Here is a 14,119-nt window from a genome sequence, read left to right as displayed (position 1 = left end):
AATAAAAAACCGATTCAACAACTAAAACGGAAAATTCAATAACGAAATACAAATTGTTTTTTCTTAGCCAAGGGTGTTCTATCATTGTTGTAGCCACAAACAAGGTAGTCAGTAAAGTTTTTTTATTCAACTCACGCGGAAGCTAAGTTGAATAAGCCCAGCTTTATAGTACCGGCTATTAATACCAAGTGATAAAATTAAGTCTTAATAATATTGTTATGGGGGATTAAATAATGTTAGATACTCAAAAGGTTATGGAAATAATTAGACATCGATATCCATTTCTATTAGTTGATAGGATTTTGGAATTAGAAGAAGGAAAGAGAGCGGTTGGTATAAAAAATGTAACAGCAAATGAGGATTTTTTTAACGGGCATTTTCCCAACTTCCCCGTTATGCCAGGAGTATTAATTGTTGAAGCATTAGCTCAGGTAAGTGCAGTGGTGATGTTAACTAAAGAAGGAAACCAAGGTCGATTAGGTTTATTGGTAGGAATAGATAAATGTCGTTTTAAACAGCAAGTAAAACCAGGAGACCAACTCCGTCTTGAGATTGAAATCACTCGATTAAAAGGGCCAATTGGAAAAGGCAAAGGCAAAGCTACGGTTGATGGAACATTAGTTTGCGAAACAGAAATAACATTTGCGTTCGGTGATTAAAATATCGATCAATTTACAAAAAAGCTTCTTCAACTCACAAGATGCTTTACTTAAAGAAGGGTAAAGCATTTTTCTTAATTGAACTAACTTGGCAGATTAGTTGAAGAAGAGAATGGTAGTTTTTATATCGTATGTTAATAGAGAAAAAAGCGCCATAAAGTTACGCCCGTACCTCATATAGTAAATTTTTTACTGTTCCGGGTGAAGGATATTGCAGGCACTTAACCAATTTCCAGAAGGATCTTTAAATCCAAAACCACCAAATTCACCTTGTAAATTTAAAGGACCAACTTCAACTTGTTTTCCTTCAAGCCACTCATATAATTCTTTTAAGGAAGGAGTATAAAAGTCAATTACGCTATGAACGACATTAGTATTTGTATTTCTAAATGATAATCCATTAATTTCTTCAGTTTCAACCAAGAAAATCGTTGGAACTCCTTTTGATTTCAAAGTAAGCATAGCATTTTTTTCTCCTTGAAAGTGGACTTCGGCACCAAGGATATCGATATAAAACTCTATAGATTCTTCTAAATTAGTAACAGGTATTTCTAGTGTGGCAATATGTGAAATTAAATTAGTCATAGTAGCCTCCTTTGTTTTGTTTGCACATATATTTTTCTACACTCAATTAAGAAATCCCTCTTAAGTTTCATTAAGAATAGAAAATAATGTATCGCCAATTCCATTTGATACATGAAGTCTGAAGTATGACATATGGGTGGACAAAATACGATTAATATCTAATAAGCTTTCGACTATAGTGTAATAAAAGAGACGGTGCTTATTCAAGAATGGGTAAAGCTTTTTTCTTAATTGAACTAAAGCTAGGGTTAGTTGAAGAGAGTTGTTTAACCTGTGTTCAACAACAAGACCATATTGAGAATATTTTGTTGGCAGAATGAGTGAATGTAGGGAACAAATGATATTTACACTTTACTACGGAGGGATTTATGAAAACTCATTATTATTTAGGTTGGTTTAACAACTTTTTTCCAGAGAATCTGGGCAGAGTGTTACAGAAGGATATAACTGATAGAAAATCACTTGCTATGATTAGCTCGAATCCATCTATTTATGAAGATGATGGTGCTACTGAACGCTCGTGGCTCGATCAGGCTGGCATTATATTTGATGAGTATCATTTAATTAATTACCACGTACAGAAGGAAGATGCCCAAACGATAATTCAAAATTCTTCGGTCATTTTCTTGTTGGGTGGCAATATTCTTAATTTAAATGGTTTTTTAATGGAATATGAATTATCGGATTTGATTAAAAAAAGCAGCGCCGTTGTGATGGGAGCAAGCGCTGGAGCAATCAACATGTCCGCTAAATGGTTATGCTCGAAAAACTTTGGAGATGAAGTTGAAATGAACTCTGTTTACGACGGAATCGGTCTTGATAATTTTTCCGTCTTGTCCCATTTTGACCTTGAAAATAACATTGCACTGGTTCTAAGCGAACTATCTCCTCTATCGGAAAAAATAAATATTTATGCGTCGAACAAAGACTGCGCTATACGTGTAAAGGGAGACAAAATCGACGTTTTTGGCAATGTTTTTTTAATATCCCAATCAAAGATTCAGAAACTAGATGAGACGCTCTAGTTTTAGTGAATGACTGCGGCTTAATTGAATTATTTTCTTTATGTAAGGAATCTATTTTAAATTTAGTTAAAGAGAACTAGGTAAAAACGAGTGACCGGAAAGTTGTACAGAACCATCTACTGCATCGGGTGCAATTGTGGAATACGCGTCTCTTTTTTCTTCTTCAACTAAAGAAGAGGAGTTTTGTAGATACAATTTAAATGAAGGGGATGTGCATGATAAACAGTGTCCACTAGCCCTTACGTGGAGAATTGGTTGCTCTCGTTATCAATATGGTTGCTTTCAAGTGCAATTTGGTTGCTCTGCCTATTGAATTGGTTGCTTTCACGAGTCAACTGGTCTCCCTTAGCCATTTCCTAACTTTTAATGGTTAATAAATACAGATAAATGACTATACTTTGATCGATTGGAGCGGAAGGGCGGCGACTCCTTCCGGATGAGTGAGACAGATGAGCCATCACAACGCACGCGCAAGCGGCGGTGATGGCTCATCGCTCACCCGGTGGAAATCCAAGCGATTACTACCTTCCAACGCACTTTCCCTATCAAGCAAACAGAAACATAAAATAGTAAGCCCTCTTCTTTTTACACAATAGGATAAGATGGATAATCAACAGATGTGATTATTTAATGTAAAATGTAGGTGATGAAGATACTTAGGGTCAACCTTTATGTTAAAACTACATTTATACGTTACAAATTTGAAGTATAGATTTAACAGACTCAACCGATTTATCAAGTGCTTGTTTTTCCTCGATTGTTAACGGAAGTTCGATAATACTTTCAATTCCATTACCACCAATGACAGTAGGCACTCCTAAATACAAGTCTTCGTATCCGTACTCTCCCTCTAAATATGCAATAGAAGGTAAGATTCTTTTTTTATCCCGAATGATTGACTCAGCCATTTCCACAAGAGATGCAGCAGGTGCATAGTAAGCACTTCCGTTTCCTAATAAAGAAACAATCTCGCCCCCACCTTTTCTTGTTCTCTCGATAATAGCTTCTAATCTGTCCTTCGAAATTAATTTCTCTAGTGGAATTCCACCTGCATAGGAGTAACGGACAAGCGGAACCATATCATCTCCGTGACCGCCTAACACAAAACCAGAAATGTCTTCAACTGAGATATTCAATTCCTCTGCAACAAATGTGTTAAATCTAGCGGTATCTAATACACCAGATTGACCAATTACTCTATTTTTAGGGAATCCCGTTGTTTTATAGCAGACGTATGTCATTGCATCCACCGGATTACTTAATATTAAAACATAGCTTTCCGGTGCATACTTTTTAATTTGCTCTGAGACTATACGCATAATTTTGGCATTTGTATTTACAAGGTCATCTCTACTCATACCGGGCTTTCTCGCTATACCAGCAGTAATGATAACCATATCGGCATCTCTTATTTGTTCATAGTTAGATGTCCCCGTAATTTTAGCATTGAAGCGTTGTACAGGACCTGTTTCTAAAATATCCAGAGCTTTCCCTTTTGCCGGATTTTCCTGTTCTGGAACGTCAACAAGAATGATATCACCTAGTTCTTTTTGAGCTGCCATAAGGGCTACAGTCGCACCAGTATAACCAGCCCCGATTACAGCAATTTTGTTTCTTCGAAAAGCCAAGCGTTCTCACCCTTTCCACTACATTTACGTTTCTGCTTGTGAGTTCGTATCCGTTTTCACGACCTTAGCACGTGTCGACTTTGTTGGCTGTATCATTTCTTCATTTTTTTCTTGAGTTATCGGTTTGATCATGCCATAAACAGACTCGTCTGGACGTGGAATAACATGGGCTCCTAAAAGCTCACCAACTCGTTTGGCTGCTTCCCTACCAGCATCTACCGCTGCTTGCACTGCTCCAACATCGCCTTGTACGATGACAGTAACAATACCTCCATCGACCATTTCTTGTTTGACCAAGGTTACACTCGCCGCTTTAATCATGGCATCGGCTGCTTCAATCGAGCCGACTAACCCTTTTGTTTCAATCATCCCAATTGCTTGACTCATCGATTTCACCTCTTTCCACTTCTGTCGAATCTATAATTCCAATGATTACCGCATCAATTGCAATCGGATTATCACGCATAATATAACGCGAAGAACCACCACTTGTAACGAGAACATCATCTCCGATACCAGCACCTATTCGATCGGCTGCTACAAACTGCGTTTTCACCGGATTTCCTTTGACGTCAACGGGTTGAACGATAAGCAGCTTTAATCCTTGAAGTCCTTCCTCTTTACGTGTTGCCCATACGTTTCCTATCACTCTTCCAATTTGCATGCCGTCATCACCTATTCCTATTTTCTAAACGAAATGGATATTCCTAACTCTCTTGCTGTATCACGGGCTAATGCCGTAATGATCGTTCCTTTTTCAACAATTATTTCTTTTGCTTTCCATTCTTTTATATCATCCATTGAAAGTAATTTCTTTTGAAAATATAAATTAGAATGATCATTCGTTTTTTCTTCTAGCTTCCTGGTATCCACTTTAGCCTGTGAACAACTTTCTCCAGCTTTTAGTAGTCGACCATTTGCACCCTTGGATATTAATCCTGCATTCGCTTCATCCGTATCGATATGCATTTCTAAACGGTAACGTTCGGAAACACGAATCTTCACGTTTCGGAAAGCAATTGGTCGTATTCCATCTACCTCTACTGTGACAAACTCACCATTTTGAACATCAAGACGAGTAGCATCATTAGGTGTCATATGAATATGAGCTTGTGCAATTATTAGACCTTCTTCTAAAAAAAGACTTCCCTTTGGTCCAATTATCGTAAAGGCTTCTGACCCTTCGATATCTCCCGACTCCCGAAGTGGTGGTTTTAGTCCTAGCTTCATCGCATCTGTCCAGCTCACTTCCGCTTGCGTCAATGAACGAGCAGGACCAAGTACACGAACTCGTTCAATGCTTCCTTTTGGTCCTGCGATCACAACTGTTTCATTGGCAGCAAATTGGTTTGGCTGAGACAGGTCCGCCCTTTTCGTTAACTCATACCCTTTTCCAAAAAGAGCTTCCACATGTTGTGGAGACAAATGAACATGACGGGCAGAAACAGCGACTGGGATTGAATCATTCGGGAAGACTTGTTCAACATTACCAAGCTGTGCCATTACTTCCCCTACAATTTGTTCAATCAATTGCTGATTCATGATAAAACCGCCTTTCTATTAAATCAGCTATTAGTTTTCTAATTTAGGTAAAATCATTTCTAGCTCATTATGTGGTCTTGGGATTACATGAACGGATAGTAATTCTCCAACTCGTTGTGCTGCAGCTGCTCCTGCGTCTGTTGCTGCTTTTACCGCGCCTACATCACCGCGTACTAATACAGTTACAATTCCTCCACCAACGTGAACTTTTCCTACTAGATTTACACTTGCAGCTTTTACCATTGCATCTGCTGCTTCAATTGATCCGATTAATCCTTTTGTTTCTACCATTCCTAATGCTGTACCTTCTCTAGACATATTCTTTTCCTCCTAATAGGTTTTATTTAGATAATTGTTTTACTATTTCACTAACTAAGTCTTTCACCACATTCGGATCGACAGAGTTATTTGAACCCAATGAATGTAATACGCTTGCCACTACTTGCTCTGTTTCATCCTCTTCACCTAAAACTTCCTCAGCCTGTGTAGGAAGGGTAACTTCTTTTATCCCGTAGGCCATTCGTTTGATATTCATCAAATGCTTTGCGGTGACATTATCTGATGTTATATTCCCACCAAATGTCCCACAACCTAAAGTCAATGAAGGCATCAAACTTGTAGTACCACCGACAGCTCCAATGGAAGACATCGTATTGACTAATATTCGGGAAACAGGCATTTCAACTGCAAACTCACGAGCTATTGCATCTGTTTCTGTATGGAGGGATAAGGTATGCCCCATTCCTCCAAGTCGTAGCAGAGACATGCATAGCTCTTTTGCATGATTTACGTCTGTCGCTACATACATCGCAAATATAGGGGAGAGTTTTTCAAGAGAAAATGGAATATCCTTTCCAATTTTCGTTTCCAAACCGACTATAATGCGAGTTCCTACCGGCAATGAAATCCCTGCGAGCTTTGCAATTACTTGTGGGCTTTTTCCTACAATTTTAGGATTTACTTTACCGGGTATTGGAGAAATCACTTTTTCCATAGCGATTTTTTCTTCATCCGATAAGATATAAGCACCATTTTTTTTCAGTGCACGTGTTACTAGCTCGGCAACGTTTCTATCAACCACAATCGCCTGCTCCGTAGCACAAATGGTACCATAATCAAACGATTTGCTATTGACGATGTCTTCCACCGCTTTGTCAATTTTTGCTGTACGTTCAATGTATACAGGTACATTTCCCGGTCCAACGCCATACGCAGGTTTTCCTGAGCTATATGCCGCTTTTACTAATGCTCCCCCGCCTGTCGCTAAAATAAGATTGATGTCAGGATGCTTCATCAGTTGCTGCGTTGCTTCCATTGATGACATCGTCAAGCATTGGATGAGTCCTTTAGGAGCACCTGCCGTTATTGCCGCTTCCTCACAAACTCTAAGTGCTTCTTGCGTACATTTCACCGCATAGGGATGGGGACTTACGACAATTGCATTTCTCGTTTTTAACGAAATGATTGTCTTAAAAAACGCTGTAGACGTTGGGTTCGTTGTAGGAATAATCCCTGCGACCACACCAAATGGAGCTGCGATTTCTATTACTTTATTGACTTTATCTTCTCCAACAATACCAACCGTTTTTAAATCTTTAATACTCTCATAGACATCTCTTGAGCCGACTTCATTTTTAATCTTTTTATGTTCGGCTACGCCCATTCCTGTTTCTTCCGCTGCCATTTTTCCTAGTCTGGCTGATTCAGCAAAAGCTGCATCGGCCACTGCTTTTACTACTTGGTCTACTTGCTCTTGTGTAAAGTTCATATACACTTGTTGAGCAGCCTTTGCTGTTTGAACTGCTGTACGCATTTCCTGCAAGGCTAATAAATCATGATCGATTACGGTAACCAACGTGTTCACTCCTCCCCTAATAATCTAATGGTCGCTTCGACATATTACTGATTGCCTCTCTAAAAGCATCCGCAGCTGCCTGGCAGGATGACTGACTGCCTGTAAGTAAACCTCCACCAAAGTTTGTCTCAGAAGGTGGGGTGAAAAATTCACATACCGTTACGTCCGCTGCCTTTAAAGCCGCGTCTAACCCTACAATCGACTCAAGTGGTGGGGCTATTAAGTAAGCCAATGATTGTCCTTGTGGAATCCCAGCAACTTCAGCTAAATAGCTTCCACAGCTGGAAATCGTTTTAGCGTAAAGTGCATGATTTTCATCCTCATTTATAGCCTCAAAATAAGCATCGTTTTCAATAGTGATGCGAATCGATTCTAATCCACTTTTTACCTCTTCCGGAGATGGACCCGCGATAATTCCGATAAACTCTCCTGAAAGCGGACCTGATGAATGTGCCGCACCGGCATAAAAGCTTTTGGCATAAACAACTTCTACATCAGCTTTTTTTGTAGCTTCATCGGCAGCTGTATAACCAACATCATCAATTGTCGTAGTAAACAATCCTAGACTTCTTTGATGAGCCTGTAGTTTCAGCTTTTCTGCGAGTCCTGTATCTACATTTGAAATGACCTGCATTGACAAAATATCCGCAAATATTTTTTTCATCTAAGATCAGAGCCCCCTATCCCTCTTTCTTTACTAACGACACACCGCTTGCTTCGTATTTCAAGATTTTTTGAATGAGTGTACCTAAATAGGCTCCCGCTTCAACAGATGGAATTCCACCTTTATGAATATTGGATACAACCATACGATCGGCCTCTATTGTGCCAATCCTTGGTTTATAGCAGATATAAGCACTTAGTGACTCCGCTGAAACTAGACCTGGACGTTCCCCGATTAAAATGACGACTATATCTGGTTGGAGGAGTTCTCCAATTTCATCCATCAAAGCAACGCGGCCTTTATCAACATAAAAAGTTGTACCCATCTCAATATTTAAGTTTTTTAAAGATTGTTCTAGGCTTAAATAGACGTCTTCTAAATTTTCCTCTAACGCTTTAGCGCTAAGCCCATTGGATGCAACGATTTGTACCTTTGGGGAACGTTTACATTTGTCCAAAACGACTTGCTTCGATTCATCAGAAAGCCTTCTACCTAAATCTGGTCTTCTAATATACTCTTCCTTATCTAGCACTCTTGTGTGTACTTGGAAAAAGTTTAAACGTTCTAATATCTCTTGTGGAACCTCTCCATAAACAGCATCCACTGCTGCAGCATGGTCAAATCGGAACTGAAGCCATGTATTCGTTTTGGGCCTGGAACCAGCTCTACCAACCGCGATTCGTGCCGGTGTTTTTTTACGCAGCTCCGATAAGTATTTTTCTTTTTTCTCTTCCTCTTTTAAATCCGTTTCTATTCTATTTGAAAGTTTTTCCAAGTCCTTCTTTTTTGGCGCTTTGTTGGACGGAAAAAACTTAACTTCTCCGGATACATCGGATAGAGGCTTTGCTTCTGCAATATTTCCAACAGGGTGATTTTGATATAAGTTTACTTGTTGTTCCTTGCTTGTATCGTTAGAAGTAGTATCCACACTACTCATTTGGAGCTTTTCAACGACCATCTTTGTAATTTGTTTAATCAGTTGTTCATTCACAAAATGTCATCTCCTAACGTGTGAATAGAGTCGGATCTCCAGCATAAGCACTTAAACACCCATTCTCGTAGATCCCCATCTTTTCTAACCATTTTAAAAATTCAGGTGCCGGTGTTTTACCAAATGTATTAAGTAATGTTGCAACATCGTGATAACTCATCGACTGATAGTTCAACATGCAATCATCGCCCATTGGGGTTGCAATGATGAAGTTAACACCTGCAGCCGACAATAGCACCCCTAAGTCCTCTATATCATTCTGATCAGCCTTTATATGATTCGTATAACAAATGTCTACACCCATTGGAATGCCATGCATTTTCCCCATAAAATGATCTTCAAGTCCCGCACGAATTACCTGCTTGTTGTTATACAAGTATTCAGGACCTATAAAACCTACGACCGTATTCACAATGAAAGGATCAAAATGTCTAGCAAAACCGTAGTTACGTGATTCAAGCGTCATTTGATCGATACCAAAATGGGCTTCTGCAGATAGTTCAGATCCTTGACCTGTTTCAAAATACATTACTTGAGGTCCTGTTCCTGTTCCTTGCTTTAGTGCAAGCTGACGAGCTTCAGCAATCAGCTCAGCAGAAATACCAAAAGAACGATTCGCGGCTTCTGTTCCTGCAATACTTTGGAATATCATGTCTGCAGGAGCACCTTGTTCAATCGCTTTCATCTGTGTTGTAACATGAGCTAGCACACAGTTTTGCGTAGGAATTTTCCAGTCGTTGATAAAGTCATTCGTTGCATGTAACAATCGCTTTACACTTTCTACAGAGTCATCCACGGGATTTATCCCGATTACTGCATCGCCGATTCCATAAGACAATCCGTCTTTAAGTGCTGCAATCATGCCATCAATATTGTCTGTAGGATGATTCGGCTGGAGTCGCGAAGAAATAGTTCCTTTTTGACCGATTGTGATATTACAAGTAGAGAGTATTTCCATTTTATTGGCCGCGTGGACTAAATCGAGATTGGACATGATTTTAGCTGTAGCCGCTATCATTTCTGAGCTAAGTCCTTTACTAATACGTTTTAGCTCCCTATCGCCAACGTCATTGCTCAAAATATATTCTCTTAACTCAGCGACGCTCCAGTTTTTAATCTCTCCATAAATTTTCTCATTTAAGTCACCCTCAATGATTTGGGAAACCTCATCTTGCTCAATTGGTATTAATGGATTATTACGAATATCACTTAAAAGGATTTCACTAACCACTGCTTTTGCCGCAATTCGTTCTTGAACAGTTTCTGCAGCTACCCCTGCTAGACGATCTCCTGATTTTTCTTCATTGGCTTTTGCCATTACTTCCTTTAAATTTTGGAAGTTATAAGTTATCCCACCTAAAGTTGATTGTAAGTTCAATTTTGGAAACCCTCCTTTACGACGAGTGAAATGTTAACGTTTTCACCACAACTGGAACTACACCGGAGTCTAACACTTTTCCGATATCCATATAGTCTCCGTGATCAACGCTTACTTGGTCGATACATATCACGCTTTGTTTTACTTGCATTGCAAGCAATGTTTGCCCAATCACTTTTGCATGATCTGTTTGTAAAACAAGAACGATTGGTAGTGTTGGATTTGGGCGCTTCTCCATTACTCGGTTAATTGCCTCCGCTAGTTTCTGAATATCACGAAATCCCATGTATGGCAGCTCCGAAATGTACAAGGCAAAGTTCTGCCCCTCTTTTGTTGCATCATACATATCTATTGCATTTTTAATAACCGCATCAAAACTTTCTAATCCCTCTAGCAAGTTGGAGCGAAAATTGAAGTTATAAACAGGCATATTTTTTATCGGTAATTCCTCGGCTGCTATTTGAATGGTAGCTCCACTGATTTCAGTTGTTTGAGTACCAGCACCCAATACCGTAGCCCGCACTGTTTCAATTGGTTCCATCCATGAAAACTGTTGAAGTGTTTCATTTTGTTGAAGAGCCATAGCAAGCTTTTGACCGATATCATCATATTGGGCCGGTTGATGAGCACCTAGCTCATGATTATATATACATTCGGAAATGCCTCCCGAAAATGTAATGACTTCTATATCTTCTATCCAGTTCGGTGGATGTCCTAGTATTAAGACCTGATCTTTTTCTTGTACTTCATTCTTTAAAATTCGACTGATTGATTCAGCCATGAATTGTGTTACAAACGTAATACCTGCTGTGTTTTTTAAATCTCCAATGTGTAATGAAACTCCCTGTTCTTCTAGTAATCTTTTCACAGGTGCTGAAATAGATTTTACTTTTTCATCTTCAAACTCTATTAATCTACCGCCAATATGCATCGTACAAGTACCTAGCAGCTCTTTATCTTTATAAACAGCAATATTGGCAGTTCCCCCACCAATATCTATATTGGCAATTACTTTACCGGTTCGTGCGGAATAATCAAAAGCCCCTGATCCCTTTGCAGCTATTATTCCTTCTAAATCGGGTCCAGCTGTCGCTACCAAAAAGTCTGCCACTTCATCGGATAGATAGTGAAGCATCTCCTGTGCATTATGCTTTGTGGCAGTTTCACCTGTAATAATGACTGCTCCAGTTTCTATTTCTGATGCTTCAATACCAGCTGTTAAATACTCAGAGCGGATAATCTTCTCTACTTTGGTCACGTCGATGGTAGTAGCATCAAGTAATGGTGTTCGAAATATTGGACTTCTATAAATGATTTCTTTATCGACAATTTCTATTCTGGGAACATGTGTCGTTCCAGCCACATTCATCAATGAAAACCGACTAATAATTAGCTTTGTAGTGCTTGTGCCAATATCGATACCGGCACTAATCATCGTTTCTTTTTTGCTATTGAAATCGAGCACACTTCACACCCCGTTTTGATAATAAAAAAGCGCCTCTACACAACACGTAGAAAAATCTACATGTGAGTAAAGGCGCCTTTGCCGATTCATTAACTTTTAATTGTTACATGTAATATATCAAAAATTTCGAGAACTGTAAAGATGATCTGTAAACAATAAGCACTCATCTTGTGCATCTATTACATAACGTCTCATCAAATCCATAGTATCCATTTCCACTAGCTTTTTTAGCTGTTCTATACCTGTGCCATTGGTAGCAGAGGTAATAACGATAGGTCCATAAGAGATAACGGAGCGTAACATTTCAATGGAACGTTCTAAATCCGCCTCCGCATGATCACTTTTTGTAATTACACCAATAGGCAGCTTAGAAAAACCGGTGCTAAATCCAGGTGGAAAAATCATTTTCCCACTCGTCGCATCTTGCAAATAAAGGACATGCGTCACCTCTAATGCAGTGGCCATAATATTTTTGTAGAAAAAAGGATTTTCTGTATACTCACCAGGTGTATCGACAATCCAATCGTAATAGATAAGAGCTTGCGTTTTTACAGCAGGCACTGCTCTACCTAGCAATGCATTCGTTAATGTAGATTTGCCTGCTCCTATTGAACCGATTAGCATCGCTCGATTTTTCATGATCTATACACCTCCTTAAGACTTTGTTATTTCTGCAGGCGTATAGCCTAACCTTTCATGTAAAAATCGATTAATTTCCAACATCGCCATATCGACCTCTGAAACACTTCCAATAATAACTAGGCTACCTGTAAATCTGTCCAAGAAACCGATTTTAACATTCGCAGCTTTGGTGGCCAAGTCACCTGCAATAATAACCGTTTCACTCGGAGTGCATGTCATAATTCCTAATGCTCCAGCTTCTTGAATTCCAAGTTTCACGAACATATCTGGATCTGGATTTGCTATTAAATGACTTAATGTAATTTGTTTACCTGGCACGAACTCTTGTATAAATCTTTTTTTCTCTTCACTCATCGAATCACTCCTTTCTGATGCGAAAATAGGTGATTACGCTTTAATAGGTGTTTCTTGGTCTTCTAAATACTCATTTGGTTTAATAACACCGGATGCACGGTCTTGTTCTTCTAACTTCAATGCTGTTGGCACAGATAGCCAGTAAGCAATTGCAATTGCACATATCCCGGCTAGTAGCTTCCCTAAAATTACCGGTAAGATAATGGTAGGTTGGAAGTTTGCCGTAAAGGACAAATGATCCCCTAACAAGAAAGCCGCACATACACCAAAAGCAATATTTAATACTTTGTCTTTCGGTCTCATATAACGTATTAACGAGAACATTGCTAAAATGTTGGCAACTGTAGCCAAAATACCAGCACTTCCTATAGAGGTGAGACCAATCTTACGTCCTCCAGCCTCCAGTGGTTTTGATGCATACTTGCGCAATAAATAAACCATCGGAAATGCCCCAGCTAACATAATTCCAATATACCCTGCTGTCTCTAATGCACGGAACTGATCCGCTTCATCAGCCATAATTGGATCGAAGCCCCAAGCTCCAAAAATTGTCGTAAACAAACCAGTGAAAATCTCGACAATCGAGAAAACCAAAACAAGCTTAATCGCTGCGTCCATCACGCGGCCAAAAATCATGAATCCACTTATCATACCGCGCGGGAAGAATTTTAACCCTGCGGCAATTAATAAAACAAATATAAGCAACGGTGTTAAATTGATCAATATTTGCCCATAACCTATAACAAACTCATAAGTAGAATCAGCTGTAGTACTAATAACATCTCTCACTTTTGTATCAAATAGAACTACTAATACGGAGGCAATAAATGCCCCAATCGGAATCGTTAACACGCCAGACATAATTCCAAGAGCCATGTATTTATGATCACGTTTATCTAACATTGCTAATCCCATCGGAATCGAGAATACAATTGTTGCCCCTGCCATATATCCTACAATAAGTGCCATTATCCAACCTTCATAAGATTCCTTTAACGCGTTCGCTAATTGATAGCCCCCCATATCCGAAGCTAGAATAGCTGTTGCAGCTATTGCAGGATCTGCTCCAATCGTATCAAAAATTGGTCCTACAAATTTGTCGATAAACCATGTTAAATAAGGTATTGATGCCATAATTCCTGCAGCGGGTACAAAAATATGACCAACCGCGTGAAGGCCAGACATGAATTCTTTTCCTAATCCATCATCTGGATTTTTTATCGCTGCAAATGCGCCCATCACTGCACAAGCCATAATTATGTACACAACTACCGTACCAATCATTGCCATTTGTTTTCCCCCTTTGAATAATTATGTGAACTTTCACTGTA

Annotated in this window: 16 protein-coding genes; 2 read left to right on the top strand and 14 right to left on the bottom strand. The window is 39.2% G+C overall.

What is annotated here, in order from left to right; all coding sequences use genetic code 11:
* Positions 1 to 233: 233 nt before the first annotated feature.
* Entirely contained in the window at positions 234 to 659 is a 426-nt protein-coding gene (gene fabZ, locus FS486_RS15385) for a 3-hydroxyacyl-ACP dehydratase FabZ (protein WP_144512583.1), read from the top strand.
* A 189-nt stretch (positions 660 to 848) separates the two neighbouring features.
* Here the strand turns inward: fabZ and FS486_RS15380 are convergent, their stop codons facing one another.
* Positions 849 to 1,244 carry a VOC family protein gene (locus FS486_RS15380; protein ID WP_144512581.1) on the bottom strand — a complete coding sequence of 132 codons (396 nt, stop codon included), beginning with the start codon at positions 1,242 to 1,244 and terminating at the stop codon, positions 849 to 851.
* Positions 1,245 to 1,612: 368 nt separating this feature from the next.
* Here FS486_RS15380 and FS486_RS15375 point away from each other — a divergent pair, with 368 nt between their 5' ends.
* Positions 1,613 to 2,269, top strand: coding sequence for a Type 1 glutamine amidotransferase-like domain-containing protein (locus tag FS486_RS15375; protein WP_144512579.1), 657 nt, complete (start codon positions 1,613 to 1,615; stop codon positions 2,267 to 2,269).
* Positions 2,270 to 2,955: 686 nt separating this feature from the next.
* Here the strand turns inward: FS486_RS15375 and mdh are convergent.
* From mdh to eutH, 13 genes are all read right to left on the bottom strand, one after another.
* Positions 2,956 to 3,897 (bottom strand): malate dehydrogenase, encoded by a 942-nt coding sequence (gene mdh / locus FS486_RS15370; RefSeq protein WP_144512577.1) that lies wholly within the window; start codon positions 3,895 to 3,897, stop codon positions 2,956 to 2,958.
* Between the two features lie 24 nt (positions 3,898 to 3,921).
* The gene (locus FS486_RS15365; protein ID WP_144512575.1) at positions 3,922 to 4,284 is read right to left on the bottom strand and encodes a BMC domain-containing protein; all 363 of its coding nucleotides are present in this window, start codon (positions 4,282 to 4,284) and stop codon (positions 3,922 to 3,924) included.
* Positions 4,259 to 4,561 (bottom strand): EutN/CcmL family microcompartment protein, encoded by a 303-nt coding sequence (locus tag FS486_RS15360; protein WP_144512574.1) that lies wholly within the window; start codon positions 4,559 to 4,561, stop codon positions 4,259 to 4,261. Before FS486_RS15360 ends, FS486_RS15365 begins: the two co-directional genes overlap by 26 nt.
* Positions 4,562 to 4,578: 17 nt before the next feature.
* Positions 4,579 to 5,439 carry a phosphate propanoyltransferase gene (gene pduL, locus FS486_RS15355; RefSeq protein ID WP_144512572.1) on the bottom strand — a complete coding sequence of 287 codons (861 nt, stop codon included), beginning with the start codon at positions 5,437 to 5,439 and terminating at the stop codon, positions 4,579 to 4,581.
* A gap of 30 nt (positions 5,440 to 5,469) precedes the next feature.
* Positions 5,470 to 5,757 (bottom strand): BMC domain-containing protein, encoded by a 288-nt coding sequence (locus tag FS486_RS15350; protein WP_144512570.1) that lies wholly within the window; start codon positions 5,755 to 5,757, stop codon positions 5,470 to 5,472.
* A 22-nt stretch (positions 5,758 to 5,779) separates the two neighbouring features.
* The gene (locus tag FS486_RS15345; protein ID WP_186321480.1) at positions 5,780 to 7,252 is read right to left on the bottom strand and encodes an aldehyde dehydrogenase family protein; all 1,473 of its coding nucleotides are present in this window, start codon (positions 7,250 to 7,252) and stop codon (positions 5,780 to 5,782) included.
* 58 nt (positions 7,253 to 7,310) lie between these two features.
* A complete protein-coding gene (eutL, locus tag FS486_RS15340) occupies positions 7,311 to 7,958 on the bottom strand; it encodes an ethanolamine utilization microcompartment protein EutL (protein WP_144512566.1) in 648 nt (215 codons plus the stop codon).
* 16 nt (positions 7,959 to 7,974) lie between these two features.
* Positions 7,975 to 8,949: an ethanolamine ammonia-lyase subunit EutC gene (eutC, locus tag FS486_RS15335; protein ID WP_144512564.1), complete on the bottom strand. Its 975-nt coding sequence runs from the start codon at positions 8,947 to 8,949 to the stop codon at positions 7,975 to 7,977.
* Between the two features lie 13 nt (positions 8,950 to 8,962).
* Positions 8,963 to 10,327, bottom strand: coding sequence for an ethanolamine ammonia-lyase subunit EutB (locus tag FS486_RS15330; protein ID WP_144512562.1), 1,365 nt, complete (start codon positions 10,325 to 10,327; stop codon positions 8,963 to 8,965).
* Between the two features lie 16 nt (positions 10,328 to 10,343).
* Positions 10,344 to 11,792, bottom strand: coding sequence for an ethanolamine ammonia-lyase reactivating factor EutA (locus tag FS486_RS15325; RefSeq protein ID WP_395940862.1), 1,449 nt, complete (start codon positions 11,790 to 11,792; stop codon positions 10,344 to 10,346).
* A gap of 117 nt (positions 11,793 to 11,909) precedes the next feature.
* The gene (locus FS486_RS15320; protein WP_186321475.1) at positions 11,910 to 12,431 is read right to left on the bottom strand and encodes a EutP/PduV family microcompartment system protein; all 522 of its coding nucleotides are present in this window, start codon (positions 12,429 to 12,431) and stop codon (positions 11,910 to 11,912) included.
* A 15-nt stretch (positions 12,432 to 12,446) separates the two neighbouring features.
* Positions 12,447 to 12,788 (bottom strand): ethanolamine utilization microcompartment protein EutS, encoded by a 342-nt coding sequence (gene eutS, locus FS486_RS15315; protein ID WP_144512558.1) that lies wholly within the window; start codon positions 12,786 to 12,788, stop codon positions 12,447 to 12,449.
* A 33-nt stretch (positions 12,789 to 12,821) separates the two neighbouring features.
* On the bottom strand, positions 12,822 to 14,078 hold the full coding sequence (gene eutH, locus FS486_RS15310) for an ethanolamine utilization protein EutH (protein WP_144512556.1): 1,257 nt from the start codon (positions 14,076 to 14,078) through the stop codon (positions 12,822 to 12,824).
* Between the last annotated feature and the right edge of the window lie 41 nt (positions 14,079 to 14,119).

The organism is Bacillus sp. FJAT-22090, assembly GCF_007676755.1.
GTDB lineage: Bacteria > Bacillota > Bacilli > Bacillales_A > Planococcaceae > Psychrobacillus.
Note: the sequence above shows the minus strand (reverse complement) of the source record. Positions and strands in the feature narration are given on the sequence as shown.